The sequence below is a fragment of the Streptococcus sp. 27098_8_134 genome (assembly GCF_041431675.1).
In the GTDB taxonomy this organism is placed as follows: Bacteria; Bacillota; Bacilli; order Lactobacillales; family Streptococcaceae; genus Streptococcus; species Streptococcus sanguinis_R.
Map to the genome: position 1 here is coordinate 199,838 of NZ_JAPVYD010000001.1, position 17,617 is coordinate 217,454.

The 17,617-nt window shown below is 46.5% G+C and carries 15 protein-coding genes; 2 read left to right on the plus strand and 13 right to left on the minus strand.

What is annotated here, in order from left to right; translation table 11 throughout:
• Positions 1-4 precede the first annotated feature (4 nt).
• Together O3620_RS00855 and O3620_RS00860 are read left to right on the plus strand one after the other, a co-directional pair.
• On the plus strand, positions 5-712 hold the full coding sequence (locus O3620_RS00855; RefSeq protein ID WP_002919314.1) for an ABC transporter ATP-binding protein: 708 nt from the start codon (positions 5-7) through the stop codon (positions 710-712).
• A 14-nt stretch (positions 713-726) separates the two neighbouring features.
• A complete protein-coding gene (locus tag O3620_RS00860; protein ID WP_002919315.1) occupies positions 727-1,560 on the plus strand; it encodes a hypothetical protein in 834 nt (277 codons plus the stop codon).
• A gap of 42 nt (positions 1,561-1,602) precedes the next feature.
• Here O3620_RS00860 and O3620_RS00865 read toward each other — a convergent pair whose 3' ends face one another.
• The 13 genes from O3620_RS00865 to O3620_RS00925 all read right to left on the minus strand — a co-directional run bounded on the left by O3620_RS00865 (position 1,603) and on the right by O3620_RS00925 (position 17,570).
• Positions 1,603-2,298, minus strand: coding sequence for an LrgB family protein (locus O3620_RS00865; protein WP_002919316.1), 696 nt, complete (start codon positions 2,296-2,298; stop codon positions 1,603-1,605).
• Entirely contained in the window at positions 2,291-2,671 is a 381-nt protein-coding gene (locus tag O3620_RS00870; protein WP_371601310.1) for a CidA/LrgA family protein, read from the minus strand. The genes O3620_RS00865 and O3620_RS00870 overlap by 8 nt, the downstream gene beginning before the upstream one ends.
• Before the next feature lie 172 nt (positions 2,672-2,843).
• Positions 2,844-3,065, minus strand: a complete 222-nt coding sequence (locus O3620_RS00875; protein WP_002919318.1) for an accessory secretory protein Asp5 — start codon at positions 3,063-3,065, stop codon at positions 2,844-2,846.
• A 1-nt stretch (position 3,066) separates the two neighbouring features.
• Positions 3,067-3,249: an accessory secretory system protein Asp4 gene (gene asp4, locus O3620_RS00880; protein WP_002910118.1), complete on the minus strand. Its 183-nt coding sequence runs from the start codon at positions 3,247-3,249 to the stop codon at positions 3,067-3,069.
• Positions 3,242-4,594, minus strand: a complete 1,353-nt coding sequence (gene gtfB / locus O3620_RS00885; protein WP_002919319.1) for an accessory Sec system glycosylation chaperone GtfB — start codon at positions 4,592-4,594, stop codon at positions 3,242-3,244. The genes asp4 and gtfB overlap by 8 nt, the downstream gene beginning before the upstream one ends.
• Positions 4,578-6,098, minus strand: coding sequence for an accessory Sec system glycosyltransferase GtfA (gene gtfA, locus O3620_RS00890; RefSeq protein WP_002921691.1), 1,521 nt, complete (start codon positions 6,096-6,098; stop codon positions 4,578-4,580). Before gtfA ends, gtfB begins: the two co-directional genes overlap by 17 nt.
• A gap of 12 nt (positions 6,099-6,110) precedes the next feature.
• Entirely contained in the window at positions 6,111-8,492 is a 2,382-nt protein-coding gene (gene secA2, locus O3620_RS00895) for an accessory Sec system translocase SecA2 (RefSeq protein ID WP_371601311.1), read from the minus strand.
• Positions 8,485-8,964, minus strand: a complete 480-nt coding sequence (gene asp3 / locus O3620_RS00900; RefSeq protein ID WP_268688421.1) for an accessory Sec system protein Asp3 — start codon at positions 8,962-8,964, stop codon at positions 8,485-8,487. The genes secA2 and asp3 overlap by 8 nt, the downstream gene beginning before the upstream one ends.
• Positions 8,961-10,490 (minus strand): accessory Sec system protein Asp2, encoded by a 1,530-nt coding sequence (gene asp2, locus O3620_RS00905; protein WP_268688422.1) that lies wholly within the window; start codon positions 10,488-10,490, stop codon positions 8,961-8,963. The genes asp3 and asp2 overlap by 4 nt, the downstream gene beginning before the upstream one ends.
• Positions 10,480-12,060, minus strand: a complete 1,581-nt coding sequence (gene asp1, locus O3620_RS00910; RefSeq protein ID WP_371601312.1) for an accessory Sec system protein Asp1 — start codon at positions 12,058-12,060, stop codon at positions 10,480-10,482. The genes asp2 and asp1 overlap by 11 nt, the downstream gene beginning before the upstream one ends.
• An 8-nt stretch (positions 12,061-12,068) precedes the next feature.
• A complete protein-coding gene (gene secY2, locus O3620_RS00915; RefSeq protein ID WP_371601313.1) occupies positions 12,069-13,292 on the minus strand; it encodes an accessory Sec system protein translocase subunit SecY2 in 1,224 nt (407 codons plus the stop codon).
• A 32-nt stretch (positions 13,293-13,324) separates the two neighbouring features.
• On the minus strand, positions 13,325-14,329 hold the full coding sequence (locus O3620_RS00920) for a sugar transferase (RefSeq protein WP_002919326.1): 1,005 nt from the start codon (positions 14,327-14,329) through the stop codon (positions 13,325-13,327).
• Between the two features lie 16 nt (positions 14,330-14,345).
• Entirely contained in the window at positions 14,346-17,570 is a 3,225-nt protein-coding gene (locus O3620_RS00925; RefSeq protein WP_002919327.1) for an SP_1767 family glycosyltransferase, read from the minus strand.
• Between the last annotated feature and the right edge of the window lie 47 nt (positions 17,571-17,617).

Consider the following 17,617-nt stretch of genomic DNA (forward strand, 5'->3'; position numbering starts at 1 on the left):
ATGTATGAATCAGTATCCTCTGGTCTATCTTGACCATGTCCATAAAAATTATGGCGACGCACCCGCCCTGTATGATGTGAGTTTAAACATCCAACCTGGCAGAATCATCGGACTTCTAGGTCCTAATGGCAGCGGCAAGACAACTATTATCAAGCTTATCAATGGTCTCTTGCAGCCTACCTCTGGCCATATTTATCTCAAAGGCGTCAAACCTTCTCCTGATACCAAAAGAATCGTTTCCTATCTACCAGATACGACTTATCTAAGCGACAGCTCCAAAGTAATCGAAGCTGTAAAATATTTTCAAGATTTTTATGATAATTTTGACAGCGCGAAAGCCATGCAGCTTCTAAAGGATCTTCATATCGATCCTCAAGCGCGCATCGGAAGCCTTTCAAAAGGAAATAAAGAAAAAATGCAGCTCATTCTGGTCATGAGCCGCCATGCAGAACTGTATATCCTAGACGAGCCTATCGGCGGTGTTGATCCGGCTGCTCGCGACTATATCCTGCAGACCATCATTCAAAACCGCACACCTCAGTCATCTGTCATCATTTCCACCCACTTGATCGCAGATATCGAGCCAATCTTGGATGAAGTAATCCTGATTAACCAAGGTCAGATCTTTTTGCATGAAAATGCTAATCAGCTGCGTCAACAGTACAATCAATCCATTGATAATCTCTTCCGCATCCAGTTTCGCTTTTATTAGGAGGTCTTCATTATATGTTTGGAAAACTGTTTAAATACGACTTTAAGTCTAATTACAAATGGTATTGTATCACCTTTGCCATTCTTCTCACTCTATCAGTCTTTATGGGAATCATAGCTGGCAGCATCCTAAGACCTGAGGCGATGAATCGCTATAGTGAACATCCATTGTCTATTAGTGGTGTTATTATCACTTTCTATCTACTATTTCTCTTGCTGTTTTCTGCATCTTGCGCTGTCTTTCTGTCCAATACCATCATTATTATCCGTCGATTTTATAAAAATGTCTTTGGGAGAGAAGGCTACCTGACTTGGACCTTGCCGGTCACCCCGCATCAGATTCTTCTGTCCAAGCTTCTTTCCGCATTTGTTTGGACCCTCTTGTGTATGCTGACCATGTTTATTAGTGGTTTAGTCATCTTTGGCATTGCGCTTCCCCTTGTAGGCTATTCATTCGATGAGATTTTTAAATATATTGGCGAAATCCCAGATTTATGGCTTTGGATTGTCAAATACGGCTTCCTTAATCTCCTCCAAATCCTTTCTGGTATCCTCTTCTTTTATCTAGCAATCTCAGTCGGACAGCTATTTAAGAAGAATCGGATTATGATGGCTGTGCTTTTCGGATTTTTGATTTGGACTGTTCTGGCAGTCTTGTCACTCCTCTTGCCAAGTTCTTTTGATTCATATGGACTACTTAGTTTATATGATTATAGTTACTCCTCTTCGGACTTTGAACAGATGCTAGATGGTTTCATTATTATCCGAATCGTCTTTGAACTCGTCAAAATTTTCGGTTTCTATTTTACAATCTATGCCATCGTAAAAAACAAACTAAATCTGCAATAAGCAAAACAAGGTTGAAACAAAATGTTTCAACCTCGTTTATTTTTACTTCAGAATAATGGCTGCCACGATGGGGCTGACCAGAACGTACATGAGCCCAGTCACGCCAATCGCCAGTCCTGCCATAGCTCCTGCGACCTGACCGTATTTAAAGGCGGTTCCCGTTCCTACCGCATGGCCGGTTCCCCCTAGAGCTAGACCGATAGCTACTGGGTCTGTGATTTTTAAGAGCTTAAGAAGCGTTGGCCCTAAAACACTGGTCAGAATGCCCGTCGCAACCACCACAACTAATGTCACAGTAGCAAGCCCTTGCAGCTTGTCTGTGATACCGACAGCCATGGCCGTTGTGACAGATTTCGGAAAAAGAGAAACAGCCAGAAAGAAATTCATGCCGAAAAACTTAGCCAACAGAGCAGTAAAGCTGGTATTGACTACAACCGCCGCAAAGGTCCCAATCAAAATACTGCGCGCATGGTGCTTCATCAAATGAAAAGTCTTGTAAAGCGGAATCCCCAAAGCAACCGTAGATGGCACAATTAGATTGTTTAAATAGGAGCCGCCGACATAGTAATCCTTGTAGGAAATACCAGATAGTTTCAAAAAAGCAATGACCAAAACTGCTGCAATCAGCAAAGGAGTTGTCAAGGGATGAGGAAATCTACGAAAAATCAATAGGCCGAACAGATAGGCCAAGATAGACAAGGCAAGGCCAAAGAGAGGGTTGCTCCATAAATCAGACATTGCTGGCGTCTCCTTCCTCATAATCTCCTTCAAAACGAGTCTTAATCAGCTGCACCACAACTGCAATCACGCAGACATTAAGCACAATTGCTCCTAAAACAATCAAAATAATCGGCAGCAGATAAGGTGCAATGACCTGAAATTTATCCATGATACCAACTGCAGGAGGCAGAAAAAGGATGGTCATATTTGCCAAGAGAAAATTGCCAACCATACTGATATGACGTAGGCGCAGGAGCTTGAACTGCAGAGCCAAAAACAGCAAGACTAAACCAATGATACTGCCTGGAACAGACAGGTGGAAAACACTTGAAATTCCTTCTCCAACGAGGGAAATCATAAAAATAATCATCAACTGAACGTATAATTTCATACCAAACCTCCATCACTTGTATATCCAGTTTACTCCTTTTCAAAAAAATATCAAGGTGCTTTCAGAAATTAAAACCTTTACATCCAAAATTTGCTTATAAAATTCCCTCCATTGTCTGCAATAGAGGGTCTTTCTTATTTAGCAGTCGTCTGAGTAACTTCCTAAACAGATGCTAGAAGGATTGAATCATAAAGAAAATCATGAGCACAATCAGGGCAAGGCTTGCCAAAAGAACTAGGATTTTCTTTGCAAAGTGAGTTTCCCAGTAGCCTGACTTGCCGATTGATGTATTGGTGTCTCTGTAAAATTGCTGGCTCTCTCTGGGAAGAAGACTAACCAGCAAAATCAAGACAAGGGCTGCTACAATGGTAAGTGTAATCAATATTGTTTGCATTTTATTTCCTCAAGACTCCAATCAATGTAAAAATCAAGCCAATCAAGATCATCAAGCCCAAGGCGATGACAAAGGCCTTGTTGAGATTTTCACCCAAGCTGGCCTTTTCTTTCTTGGGCTTGCCATGCTTGAGCTCATCTAACCGCCCCTCAATATCCTTATGAAATAAATCTTTTTTAGCCATGCTGACCTCCTAACAAGCTTTGGAGAGTCTCCTGATAAAGACTAACTGGTACATCGTTGGCATGCCGACCTTGAGCTTGCAAGGCTGACCGCATCTGCTCGACACCAGATAAGGCTTCTTCCAAAGTTGATGCCAATTGAGCTGGCTGGCTGCTGTCGAAAATATGCTGCTGGGCAATGTAGTGTCTGTCATGCAGGGTCTGCTTAAAGCCTAGGATCAAGAGATTGTTCTCAAAAGCCTTGCGCACTGCCTGCAGGACCTGGCCGCCGTGATTGATATCCAGATAGATGTCTGATTCCAAGTAGAGCTGCTCAATTTGCTTGAGACTGGCATTTTGATAAAGGACGACATTCTTATAGGACAGCATAGATAAGAGTTTAGGCGACATTTCCGTAAGTGCTGCAATGCGAAAGACCACCTGTGGCAAGGCCTGAACCAAGGTCTCTAAGCCTTCAATCTGATCTGAGTGGGTCAGGATTAAAGCATCTTTTCGTAGGAAGTTATCCCGCTTGAAGTCATAATGATAGCCCAGATGCAGGAACTTCTGCTGCTGGTCAGCTGCAGCCAGACTCATGGCCTTTTCATAGGTCGCTAAATCTGGAATGACAATGGTCTGCGTCCGCAGCTGACTATTTTCCAGAATCAGCTGCATATTGCCCGGAAGCTCATCATACAGAGGTTCCTGCCAAAAGAGAATATCCTGGCCAGCACGCCCTGTCAAGCTGTGGGAAACTAGGAAAGAATAAGCCAGCGAATTAAAGAGAATGTGATCCAAGTCAAATTCTAGCCGCTCTAAAAAGAAACGGATAAAATCCACTCGGCTTTTAAAAATCCGCAAGGGCTCTTGGTCCAGTGTCAGGATGATGTCACCAGTGGCATGATTTTCCACGATACGTTCCTGACCATCAGTGCTGTAATAGGTTGTGTTGAAAGCCTCCTGGCCTGATTTATAAGCTGTTTTTGCAAAGCAGCGGCTTTGCTTATTATAGCGCTCACTCAGTCGGAGCTGGCCTTTTTTATCTAGCCAGTCCACCTGCTTGACCAGCCGGCCCTTGGCCTGACTGGCATAGTGAATCCGTGCTCTTTCTTCCCCCATGTCACTGACACGCGCCGCCTGATGGTCGCCTGTGATTTCCCAGAAAGGTGGCACTGGCACTTGATTGAAAAAGAGCGGGTGGTCTACTCCCTCTTCATCCCCTAAAAAATAAGTATAGGGGGAAATCATATCGTCCGGGAGAAAGCCATTGGCCTCAATGACAATGGTCGGACAGTCATAGCCAGCTGCAAGGAGGGAATCATGCAGATCCTGAGTTTCCTGATTGTAATAATCAAAGAGCTGAATCATCTCTGACCTCCTTTAAAAGCTGGGACCAAGCCGCTTCAACCCGGCTGGTCAAATAATTCTCGGCCACTTGATAAGAGTGTTGGCTCATCTCCTGCTGGCGTCCTTGACTAAAGAGAGCAACTATTTTCTCCACAAAAGCAGCAATAATCTGGTCCTCGACCTGATTGGAACTGACCGGCAGCAGATAGCCATTTTTACCATCATCGATAAAAGTCTGATTGCCATAGCGGACATCAAAGCCAATAAGGGGCAGACCTGATCCAACCGCTTCCATGAGCGTTAGACCAAAGCCTTCACTGGTTGAAGCCGTCAGATAAAGCTCATAGCCTGCATAAATCTGGCTCAAATCTGCATGCCCTTTAAGCCGAATGTAGTCCTGAGCTCCTGCTTCCTCAATCCTGCGGCGCAGCTTGTCCTCTTCGCCCCCCTTACCGTAAATATCCAGAGTCAGCTCAGGTAGCTGGGCATGGGCTTGGACAGTCGCTGCCACTAGCCAATCGATATGCTTTTCCGTAGCGAGACGCGAAGCCGTGATCATGGAGTAAGGCTTGCGAGGCTCTTTGGGATAAGTCAGCTGGTCCAGACTCCCTACCGGTATGGTGACAATCTTGGGCTGCTTGTCCGAGTAATGCTGAAACTGCTGCTCTAGAATCGTTTTCTGAGCCTCTGTTGCAACGATGAAAAAGTCCACCTTATCAGCATTGGTAAACTGGTAGTCATAGAAATTATTCCAGAGAATGTAGTCGTCACTGCTGGCATTTTCACTAAAATGCTCTGCATGGACCACCACTCCCAGCTTAGCCTTCTGACTCTCCTCAAAGACAACCTGACCAATCCCTGTCTCTCTATCTAAGATGACCACATCATCAGATTTCAACTCCAAGCTCTGAAGAAAATAACGAACTAGCTCAGCCTTGGAATAGAAAATCCGGTCTGGAAAGCGATAGAGCTCTTCCTGACCATCCTCTATCAGCATGTCATAGGCCACACTGCCGTCTTCGTGGTAAAAACGGCGCTGGTATAGGGTTGCAGCATCATTGTGAGGTGCGAAGTACTCGCTGGCATAGCGGACATAGGAGAAATAATCCTTGCGAATCAATCTCCCCCTCGAGACATATTCCACATGCTCCACAAAGTCTTGGTCTTCCTGCCGCAGATAGCAAGTGATAAACTGATCATCCTGCGGATAGAAATAGCGGACAATCTTGCCCTCTCTCTCCGAGCGCTCCGGCTGACCAGCTACTTGAGCCAGCACCTGATCCAGCGTCACCGTCGTCGGTGCAATCTTGATATCAGTAAAATAGTTATAAAGCCAGATAACTTCCTCATCCAGAAAACCAATATTTTCCGTCAGATGCTGAATATTATCCGCTAAAATCATATCCATAAAGATAAACTTAGCCGGCTGCTGGATCCTGCGCAGAAGCTGGGCCCGATAAGCTTGGGCGTATTCTACACCGCTGCTGGCCCAGCCAATGCCTAAGTTGATGTTATATACTGTCATATTCTCCTCGTCTTACGGGAAGTACATGATGACTTCTCCTTTAGGGTTGAGTGCCAATTCACTCATCAAAAGATTCTTGACAATCTGCTGTTTCATGCGCTCCTTCATATATTCAAAGCCATCGTAAGCCTCTTGGTAGTATTCTACCAGAGGATTTTTCATAGAGAAATGCTGACCGCTCAAGGCTGTCTTGAGCTGCTGCAGATAGTCCACCTGCTCGACCCAGTTCTCATCAATAGCCTTGAGAACGGACACCCGCTGAAAATGGGTGAATAGCTTGTCAGACTTGAGATAGGCTTTCTTTGCCTGCAATTCCTGCTCGGCAATATCCTGCAAGAACTCTGCAATTTTCTCTGGCGAATAAATATCGAAATCATAAGGAATACGCTCAGCATGATAGCTGAAATGGTCTAAAATAAAGCGATAGAGGTCAGCTCGCGTCTCATAGGACTGCTCATAGGCCGCCTGATGAATGACCTGACTGAGGACACGGCTGATTTCTTCATCAATCCGCTCTTCAGCTTGAATCAAGCGATTGCGCTCAGCATAGGTAATCTCCCGCTGAATCTTCATACACTGGGCATATTCCAGCGTCATCCGACGGGACATCTTGGCACTGCTTTCGCTGGCTCTCTGGGCCTTAGCTACTAAGCGTCTAAAGCGGCGCTGTCCCAGCTGGACTGGATGCTGCTGAACTTCTTCAGTTGAGTAGTCCTTGTAGAACTTCTTGAGCCAATCTGGCCCCCACTTCCTGAGCAGATCATCCTCTAGCGAGATGAAAAACTTACTAATCCCCGGATTACCTTGGCGGCCTGAACGGCCACGAATCTGTAGGTCAATCCGTTGGTTCTCCATCCGCTCAGTACCAATCACCACGAGACCACCCAAATCTGCGACACCTGGTCCTAGCTTTATATCCGTACCGCGACCGGCCATGGATGTAGCCACCGTCACAGCACCTTTCTGTCCAGACTCAGCGATGATTTGTGCCTCACGCGCCGCATTGTTGGCATTGAGCAGATTGTGGGCGATTCCTTCTCTCAGCAGTAGGGATGAGTAAATCTCTGACATCTCCACTGAGCCGGTGAAAATCAAGAGCGGATTGCCTTGGGCATGGTAGTGCTTGACCTCGTCTAGTGAAGCAAAGACTTTTTCTGGCAGGGTCTGGTAAAGCTGGTCTGGTAAATCCTGCCGAATAACTGGCTGGTTGGTCGGGATCTTGATGACAGACATGGAGTAAGTTTCCATAAACTCGCTCTCCACCACCTTGCCGGTCCCAGTCATACCAGAGATTTTCTGGAAGAGCCGGAAGAGGTTCTGATAGGTGATGGAAGCCATGGCCCGCGTTTCCTCCGTCAGCTTGACATGCTCCTTGGCCTCAATGGCCTGGTGTTGACCTCCCTGAAGTCGGGTCATTTCCAGCAAACGGCCGGTTGAGCGATCCAGAAGCACAACTTCTGCCTCTTTGTCACCCTGACGAACAACATAGTCCTTGTCCTTCTTGTAGAGATTGTGGGCTCGCAAGGCTAGATTGAGGTGGCGGACCAACTCTTGATTTTCCTTGGAGAAAAGATGCTCCAAGTCAAGGAAAGACTCCGCCGCCAGAATACCTTTGGATGTCAGCCAGACTTCATTTTTCTCGTCATCGTAGTGATAATCCTCTTCTTCTTTCAAAGTCGTAATGAAGGTATCCATGATACCATAGAAGTTTGACTGGACTCGAGGCGCACCAGAGATAACCAAAGGCACCTGAGCGCTGTCCAAGAGGATAGAGTCAATCTCGTCTATGATGACATAGTTGAAAGGACTAAGATATTGGCTATCCTTGTTCTCAGCTAGATTTTCAATCAGATAGTCAAAGCCCAAGGCACTATTGGTCGTATAGACAATATCCGCCTGGTAAATCAGCCGCTTCTGCTTTGGAGTCAAATTTTCAGTCTCATCAGCTACCACCGCTGCCTCAATAGTCAACCCAAGAAAACGATAGACCTGCCCCATTTCCTGAGCATCCCGCAGAGCCAGATAGGTATTGGTGGTCACCAGCATAGCTCCTTGTCCAGACAGGGCATTGAGATAGAGCGGCATGGTAGCCGTCAGAGTCTTGCCCTCTCCCGTAGCCATCTCAGCGACATTGCCTTCATGGAGAACAATCGCCCCCATGACCTGCACATCGTAGGGGAACATGCCCAGCACGCGCTTGTCCGCTTCCCGCACCACAGCATAAGCCTCCGGCAGTAAGTCGTCTAAGGTCTCACCTGCGGTCAGTCTTTCCTTAAATTCCTGTGTTTTCTTTCGCAGTTCAGCGTCTGACAAGCCTGCCATTTCTGACTCAAAGCTTTTGACTTTGGCTAAGATTTTCTTTAAGCGCTGAATTTGAAAATGATTTTTAATCATCAGACTCCTCTATGATTTGGTCAATGTTTAGGCAATGAAACTCTAAGGACTCAACTCCTGCACTCAGCAGCTGAACCTTATAGCTATAGGCTTCGTTTGGGTAGGTAAAGATCATACTCTCCGAGCGCTCCACTTGATTGCTGATTTCTTTCTCATAGCGGTCAAAGAAGATGATTTTCAGAAAGACGCTGGATTCAGGATAGGTGGTCATATCTCTAGACAGGCAATAGCGAGCTCCCTTTTTGAGCAAGGGGAGAGCAGGCACCTGCCGGTCTCGCTGATAGTTCCATTTGGAAGACCATTCATGGATGGTCTGGCCAGATGCCATCAGTTTATTTTCAAAAAATATATGTGAAGGGGAATGAATGATAAGGGTAGTGCCGTAGAGATAGGTAAAATCAATCATAGTACTAGCCGCTGAAACCCCTCTCAGCTCTCCCCAGTAAATGCCCTTTCTTTTTTGAATGTTCATTTCTTTCTCCCAAATTCCTTTTCCAATATCATTCGATAATAATTCATAAACCAAGATATAGCTATAGTAGAGTCATCATTATGCCGACCAGGGACACCTCTGCTAATCAGCTTGGCCTCAGTCAGATGAAGAGCCGCAACCAGGTCCTCATAGGCCGTCGGATCATAGTCCTCTTCTCTCATATAGGCGATACCAAAGGTCGTCCGGCTGAAATCAGCCTTCTCAAACTTACGCCAGTAGCGGCGATTCAGCTCCTCTACATGCTCCTTATCTTTGCCACCCGTGTGACGGTGAAGGACATCTAACGCCGTCGGAAAAACCTTGGGCAGACGTAAACGACCACGTTGGGCAATAGTGCCTAGATTTCCCAAAGGCTTGGACAAAACGATAGCCCGCGGACGAAACTCTGAACCGTAATAAACCGCACCGTAGGTCCCCATAGACATACCTGACAGGATTAGATCCCGCTCGGTAAAGCCCAGAAAGTCCAAATGTTCTTGGATAATCTTATGAATACTGCTCTCCAGCTCATGGCTGCCCAGATAAAACATACCACCATCCACGCGCGGATCTGAAAACAAGAGAAAAGGGCAGCCCAGACTCCGCATCATTCCGAAGCCCTCGAAGCCTTCCGCCCGACGGTAACCAGAAAAATAAACAGCCAAAGGCGGCTTCAAATCACCCGGATAAAAGAAATAATTAATCTCCTGACGGTGGCTATCGCGAAAAATCTTTCCACCCAGAACATACTTACCAAACTCAAAGCGGGTCAGACGCTGATGCAGAGCGCCGACCTGAATCCGTCCCTCGCCTCTAGCCTCCAGACTGACGCCCAGATAGGAAGTAAAGTCATTGTCCAGAACCATGGATTCTCGCATATCCTCTTCTGCGAAAACAGTCTCTCGAGCAATGTCCGCAGTCGATCCTTCCTGGATGTTATAGAGGCGCAGCCGCAGCTCACAGCTGCCTGACTTTTCATATTCAAGCCAGAGTTCAACTGGATTAAACTTGTTGGCTATAATATTGTATTTCCATGACACGATTGGCTGAAAGTCCTGACCAAAGTCACCTTCCAGATCTAGATTTTCATAGCCATTGTAGCAAATCTTGCCCCGAAATCCGGGGCTAACCACCATATCAAGCGGAGTCATCTTGTCCCCATACTGGCCGGAAAAGAGAGCCTTGGACAGCTTGCGGATCAGGTCAGCTCGATCGCTCATATCCGTTGGCTGAGCGCAGTGACGCTTGAGAAAGTACTCAATATCCGCTTCCTGGGTTTCATGTTCCTGATCATAGAAGACCGTATAAGGGATAATCTTGGGCTCAATCATAAACAAATCTGGGATCCGACGCAAATCGTCCACCAGAATCGCATCAAACTTGACAATCTTATCCATTTCCATGACCTTTTTGATAGCTAGATTGGAGTTAGGAAAGAAATAATACCAGGCCATATTGTCTGGAATGGCAAGCTCTTTGCTCCAGTCGCTTGAGCCAATCTGTAAGATTTTCAGCTTATTTTGCATTCTCAGCCTCCTTGAGCCACTGCTCCCACCGGCCAATCAGCTCCAGACCAGTATTATGATGGATTTTTTCAATGGAATAAATCAGGGCCTGATTCCAATTTTTCAAACCTTCCAAGTAATAGTCTGCAGCAGTCGGTAGTTCAGAGATAGAGTTTAAGATATAGCCATTTTGCAGATGGGTCACATAGTCCGAGCCCACCAGATTAATCTGCGGAATCCCGGCAGAAATCCCAGCAATCTGTGTATAGAGATTGGGCTGCTCACTCAGGTCAATGATTAACCGCGTATCATCCAGCTCCTGAATCAAGCTAAGCTCGTCCGTGATATTTTTAATGGTGAAACGAAGGTCCTGCTCCTGATTTTCCAGCAGGGCATTCTCAGCCTGCTCACTGCGCCGGTAGTTCTTGACAAATTCATATTGATTCAGATACTCATCAATAACCTCCCGCACCTTGGTCTCCACCTTTTGGATTCCTTCCTGCCAAGCATTGTAAACACCGATAGTCAGCTCCGTATCCGGATGCTTGGCCACATAGTGGAGAACCTTGAAGATAGCATAGTCATTAAGCCCTTCTTCCAGATTAATCTGATAAAAAATCTTGGATTCGCGGCGGCGTTGGCTCTTGCCCAGTTGCAGACGAGTATCAAAAGGCGACAGGTAATGCACCTTCTGAGCCTGCCCAGGCAGGTAACGCTGAATAGCCTTCTTAAAGTCCATACGATCAGTCAAGACTAAATCTGCCTGCTTCAAATCTGCTTCTAGAGCTGACCAATCCACTGTATGATTGCGCTCGTGGAAAAAGCTGAGAATGACTTGAACCTGCTGGGGCAATAAGCGCAAAATGGCTTGAGTGTATAAGGGATGCGTTGCTAGGACAAACCGGCTGTCCGCTCTTGCATTACGCTCGATATAGTGGCCCAATTTCTCCAAGATCAAGTCCGGCATCCGCTCATACTCCAGCTTATCAAAGTCCAGTAAGTAAGCAGGGTTGACCTCTACCCGACTGTCGTTAGGCTTGAGATGCTCACGAATCCGCCAATCACCATCCGGCTGCAGGTAGTCCTGATAAAGGGGCTGACCTGCTTCATAATAGGTGATACTGGAGACAAAGCCCCGATCATCAAAGATATAAAACTTCTCCAGCTGGTCATCCTTGAAAAACTTGATGAAGCTGATAAAGCCTTCTACTCCAAACTCGACATGGGCATAGAGCTGTCCCTGCCTGCGGACCATGATTAGAAAGGGCGTATAGACAAACTCGCAGTCTGGCTCCCAGTCCAGATCCTTGATTTGCAGAACCTGCATTTCTTTAGACTGGATTCCCTGAATCTCATCAAAGACCGAGTAATAGTCCGTCTCAAAAATATCCTGCCGATGCAAAAGGTAGCGGGCATGCGGCATATAGGCTGGCAAAAGCAGCTGGACTGGCAGATTTTCACTTTGAAAAATCCGAATCTGATGAATCGAGTCATCAAACTCCAGTCGTTGCATGGAGCGATACCAAGGGACAATATCCCGGTGCCAAACCCGATCCCCACTGCCACTCCATGAAGGAATAAAGTAATACATAGTTTCTCCTACAACAATGAACGATAACGGTCATTAAGCGTCAAGGCATCCACCTCGTCCTTAATAGAAAAGACCATCCCGATAAAAATCATAAAAATCCCCGGAATCATACTGAGCCGCAGATAGCGAATGTCCAGAAGCACCACCAACATAGGCAGGCCAGAAATCAGGATAAGATAGAAAGCCCCCACTAGTGCAAAATAGGTCACTAAACCATTGATATAGCGGCGGGTTGCTCCTCCCGGATAAACATTTTCAATATACTCTCCACTCTTTTGCATCCGCTCAGCAATCTGGTCACCACTGATATTGATAAAGGCGAAGGCCAGTGCCAGGATGAAAATGGTCAGCAGATAGAGGATAAACCAAGCTGGACTTCCCATAGACAGCGCTTCTATCCACTGCTCAATCAACTGGTTTTCCGGCTGGAGAAAGTGGATAATCAAAAGGAAATACTGGGGAATGCTGACCAAGGTCATAGCGTACATAATCGGCATCCCACCAGCAGGATTCAGACGAATATCCAGATAAGAGTATTTCTTGAAACGGTTATGGATATTGATCTTATTGACTGGAATTCGGTACTTGGACCGCTCCACTGTAACAGCCAGATAGAGAAAGACCAGGCTGAAAACCAGCATCAAGGCCAGCCAAAGTGAAGAAATCTTCAGTTCCTGAATAGAGTTCCAAATATCCTGCGGAATGTAGGCAATCATGCTGGCCATGACAATCATGATGGAGCCGCCCAATCCCATGGCAGCATTCAAATCCGTCAGCCAAATGAGAAAGTAGGTCCCAGCCATCAAGACCAAGGTATCTAAGACCATAATCGTAGTCATATCCACCCCACCTGCTTCTTGCAGTGGCAGGTTTAGGACCAGTGCCACAGACTGTATCAAGGCAATGACCAAAGTCAGCAGCATCCGCCGCCTTTCCTGCACTTCCAGAGGGAGCTTACTCAAGCCTAGACGCTTGGATACAGCAAACATCTGCCAGATCAGCATAGAGGACATCCAAGGAGACAGGCCGACAGAAAAGAGAGACATACTGCGCAGATTTCCACCCATCAGGGCTGTCGCATAGTTCAAGGTCGTAGAGGTTCCGTCCATGGCAGCTGCCTTACTCATATCGATGAAGGGCAGGGTCAGCTTGGTTCCCAAGACATAGATAAATAAGAAAAATAAGGTCCACAGAAACTTCTTGATAATGACCGGTTTTAAAAATGACTTCACACTGACTCCTCATGACGATGGCTGGAAAGGCTCTAAGATAAGACTTCCATCACCGCATCTACTAAGACTTTCTTGCTAAAATAACCTTCCTTGAGCAGGAAAGAGAATTTTCTAACCCGCTCGACCATAGCCTGATATTCCTCTGCAGTCAAATTTTCAACGATCCGACTGGCCTCTTCCAGACTGTCTACTACAAAACCCAGACCGCGCTCGCGAATCAGCTCTGCATTGGACAGGTAAGAAGGGACGATGACCGGAATCCCAGCTGCCAGATAGGTGGCAGACTTATGAGAGATATTGAGACCGTAGTATTCCGGCTCGTCTGCTGGATTTTCCTCAACACCCCAGACCAGCCCCAGACCGCCCTTGGACAGCTCCAAGAGCAACTCTGGCCGGCTGACCCAGCCGCGATAGCTGACATTGGCCTCTGGATTTGACTCCTCCTCAGGCGAAAAAATCTCCAGCGGCGTAGCATAAGACCAGTTACTCAGATGTGGAAAACGCTCCACACTTCCGGCAAAATAGAGCTTGCGGGCAAACTGAGGCTGGTGCAGGGGCAAATCATAGGGATGATCCCACATGCGTTGGACCAAAATCTTGTCCACCGTCAGCCCCTCTGCCACTAGCTTATCCCGCATCTGCTCAGAAGGCACGATGACCGCATCTGACTGATTGTACATATCGATATACTCCGGCATCAGATAGTAGTTTGACGGGAACATCAGCGGCGGTACATCATGGATAAAGGTCACCAGCTTGGCCTGCAAAATCTTCAGCTTGCTGATAAAGGCCTGGTCAAACTCCCGACCATTCCAAGTGGGCGACTGATAGATAACCACATCGCCATAGCCCACACTGGCCATGATGCCGTCCAGACGCCGACTGAGCTCCGACTGGCTGTCGCTGTAAATATCGTAAAAGTAAAAACTCAGTTCATTGAAGCCCAACTGCTTGGCTAGCTTGGTCACATCATTCTGGGCAATCAAGGCCGTACTCTGGCCAGACATACCGTATAGATTGGTAATATTAACTTTCATATTCTTTTTCTAATCTTCATTCCTGAGCCAGATTGGCAACAATCTGACTGTCATAAGCTTGGTCGTCTCTAAACTCAATATCCTGATCAAAGTTGTGCTCAGCCGTATGCTTGTGCGACAACTTGACCTTGTGCGTAGCCCCCATCTGGAACCACTCATACTCTGAGTCAATATGCCCAATATCTAGCGCTCGATAACCTTCCTGTACTAGATCATAGACCAAGACCTTGGCCGTCGGACCCAGCATGGTCAAAATCAGACGATTATCCGCATGCTCACGAACTGCTTGCTTAATCGCCTCCAGTTTGCTGTAGGCATTGCGCGAAGGACAGATAATCCGCTTGATGGATTTAGCCCCGTCAAAGAGGTCATTGCCCACACCAGAGCGGGAAGTCAAGCCCTCTACGATCAAGAGGTCCTTGTCCTGCCATAGCTGCTTGAGCTTGACAAAATAGCCCGCAGACGGCGTCTTATCTTCCAAGTCAATATAAGGACGGGAAATAAAGGTCGATCCGTACCAAGGCGCTCGGCAAATATTTTTATATTTCTCAAGAAAATGTGGCAAATGATTTAGACTCCAGAAATTCTGGGCATCAATGGAATAGCGCTCTAGCCCTGTAAAAACATCGGGCAGACAGATCATCAAATGCTCATCGCTCTCCATAGACATAATCTCTCTCAAGCGCGCTGACAGTTCTGGATTAAAATCCTGATAGACGATACTACGGCCCGCAATCAAATCCATCTCCCCATCTCCAAAGCGAACCACTGAAGCACCTTTCTCCAAGAGATAATCCAGTGATTGGTCGATAGAGAGTACAGAAATCTGCTGCTCCTCAGGCTCGGCCAAGCCTAGCTTCTCAATAGCCTGCACCATGACTTCAGGGTTATCGGCTGGAAAGACTTCCTGCCCCTGCTGGCCATGGGCTGTACTATCAAAAGCAAAGACTGGCTTGCCAGCAGACTTAAAGCGAGCAATAATGTCCCCTACCTCATCACCAGCATTGATATCCAACAGCAGCTGAGACTTGGCTTCCAGCGACTCCAAGAGAGCCGGAATGCCCGCAATATCTGAACTGACGCTGACATTAGGATACTGGAGCAGACGCGTGATTGGCTCTGCTACCACTACCGGTGCAGCGATGTAGAAATGGCAGGCAGACAGGGCTTGAATCAGATAGTTGATATGCATCAGGTCACAAGAGTAGGTGTAGACTAGGCAGGACAGACTTGGTCCATCTTCACCTTCCACCATCTTTTGAGTCAGGGCTCCGACTGGCTCCTGCATATCCGACCAATCCAGCCCCTGATAGAACCACCAGACCTCACGATAGATGGACTGAGTGTACTCTTTCCAAGGCTTGCGCTCGGTCAGATAGTGAATCACAGGCGGATAGAGCCCTTTTTCTGGCTCATAGTCCGAAAAGGTCGTGTGCAGCGTAATGCAGTTATAAGCAAAAGGCAGCTCCATCCAGCGGTTTTCAAAGAGCATATTGAGAATGCTTTGATCATCCTGAGTAACTTTATCATGTAGGTTATCAGTCATCTCAATCAATTGACCTGCAATATCGTTTTCTCTCCAGTAGTTCACATTAATCAGTAAAACACCTGAATTAAAAATCTGTTCGCCAAAGTAAACTTCTCCACCCAGATCTCTTACCGCTCCAAGCGGATAGGAACCTAAATCGACTGCAAAAATTTCCGATAAATCACGTGTTACTACAATATCGCAGTCCAAATAAAGAGCTTTATCTTCCTCTACAAAAGTAGCCGTAAAATATCTCAAAAAAACTGAATAATGGATATTTGTCTTATATTGACTAATATGACTGCCATCCACCCGAGCATTGACAATCTGGCAGTCCAGCTTGGCCAGTTTTTTTTGCATGCTGACAAACCACTCTGTCGGAAAGTCACTATTGATGACATAAAACTTGATAAAGCGATTGTGGCAGACGATGGACTTAATGGTTGTTAAGACCTGCTCACTATAGGCAGCATTAGCCGCCAACACCACAGCTCGAAAGGCTTGCGGCTTCTCTTTTTTCATCAGACTGCGCAGCTTTATCACCATCTCCTGAGGATTTTCATGCGGATAGACTAGCTCTTCCTTTTCATTTTTCTTAGTATTGTCAAAAGCCAGAACTGGCTTTTCAAGCGCCTTGAAACGACTGCTCAGTTCATAGTGCTCGTTCCCATGGTGAATATCCAAATAGACCTGGCACTTATCAATGAGCTCATCCAGAACTGCATGGATAACCTGCGGATAGAGATGGATATTTTCATAGCGATCCAAAGAACGCAGATAATCTCCCATATCTGTGTAACAGGCTATATAAAAATGAACGCTAGGCAGGGACTGGGCTAAAAATTCAATCTGCTCCAGCTCCTGTACATCTGTCAGGAGCATGCAATTCAGAGCCGCCTTCTCCCATCGGTCTTGCAGCTCAAACTCTCCCCGATGATGGGCTGAAATCTCCGCCAAGCTCAAGGCCTGAAAGTCCCACCAAAGCTGACGGTACCGATAGCTAACTTCCGAGTTCCATGGCTTGCGGAAGGTCGTATAGTGGATAATCAGAGGTTCCTGATCTAGCTCAAAATGACCATTCCAGCCGCTGTAAAAGGCCACCAAGTCATGGCCTACCTGCAGATTGTAAATCTTATCCAAGGGCAGCCAGTCCTGAGCCAGCACATGATTTAAAACTGTCTGATCGCCGTTGAAATCCTCCATCTGGCCAGACTGGACCAAACCCATGATGCGGTCCGTTTCCTTGATAAAGGTCTCCTGCAGCTGCTTTTCTTTCCATGCTCGATTATCAATTAGCAGAACGCCAGAGTTAAAACCATAACCGCCGGCATCTCCAACCGCTGCCACAAGCTTGCCTTCCAGAGGAATATCACATAAAGTCTGCAAGTCCCCATTGACCACCAAATCGCTGTCCAAGTAAAGGACACGGTCCTCTGCTACAAACTGCGGAATGAAATAGCGAGCATAGGCTGCTGAGCTGATATGGTCCTGAGTCAGCCACTCTGGACTGATCATCACTTGGTCCAAGCTGATATTAATTAGTTCACTATCCAGCTGCTCGGCCAGCTCATTAAATTCATGAAACCATTCGTCACTTAATCCTTGATTGAAAACATAGATTTTTGCATTTTTATTGTAATACAAAATCGACTTAATTGCAGTCGAAACTTGCTCTTGATAGGCCTGATCCCCAACCAAAACAATCGTTTTCATTTTTTCCCTTACTCTTTCATTTCATAAACTCTAAAACATCATTTCTA

Coding starts and splice junctions, on each gene's coding strand:
- O3620_RS00855 (WP_002919314.1), top strand. CDS start 5: ATGAATCAGTATCCTCTGGTCTATCTTGACCATGTCCATAAAAATTAT.
- O3620_RS00860 (WP_002919315.1), top strand. CDS start 727: ATGTTTGGAAAACTGTTTAAATACGACTTTAAGTCTAATTACAAATGG.
- O3620_RS00865 (WP_002919316.1), bottom strand. CDS start 2,298: ATGTCTGATTTATGGAGCAACCCTCTCTTTGGCCTTGCCTTGTCTATC.
- O3620_RS00870 (WP_371601310.1), bottom strand. CDS start 2,671: ATGAAATTATACGTTCAGTTGATGATTATTTTTATGATTTCCCTCGTT.
- O3620_RS00875 (WP_002919318.1), bottom strand. CDS start 3,065: ATGCAAACAATATTGATTACACTTACCATTGTAGCAGCCCTTGTCTTG.
- asp4 (WP_002910118.1), bottom strand. CDS start 3,249: ATGGCTAAAAAAGATTTATTTCATAAGGATATTGAGGGGCGGTTAGAT.
- gtfB (WP_002919319.1), bottom strand. CDS start 4,594: ATGATTCAGCTCTTTGATTATTACAATCAGGAAACTCAGGATCTGCAT.
- gtfA (WP_002921691.1), bottom strand. CDS start 6,098: ATGACAGTATATAACATCAACTTAGGCATTGGCTGGGCCAGCAGCGGT.
- secA2 (WP_371601311.1), bottom strand. CDS start 8,492: ATGATTAAAAATCATTTTCAAATTCAGCGCTTAAAGAAAATCTTAGCC.
- asp3 (WP_268688421.1), bottom strand. CDS start 8,964: ATGAACATTCAAAAAAGAAAGGGCATTTACTGGGGAGAGCTGAGAGGG.
- asp2 (WP_268688422.1), bottom strand. CDS start 10,490: ATGCAAAATAAGCTGAAAATCTTACAGATTGGCTCAAGCGACTGGAGC.
- asp1 (WP_371601312.1), bottom strand. CDS start 12,060: ATGTATTACTTTATTCCTTCATGGAGTGGCAGTGGGGATCGGGTTTGG.
- O3620_RS00920 (WP_002919326.1), bottom strand. CDS start 14,329: ATGAAAGTTAATATTACCAATCTATACGGTATGTCTGGCCAGAGTACG.
- O3620_RS00925 (WP_002919327.1), bottom strand. CDS start 17,570: ATGAAAACGATTGTTTTGGTTGGGGATCAGGCCTATCAAGAGCAAGTT.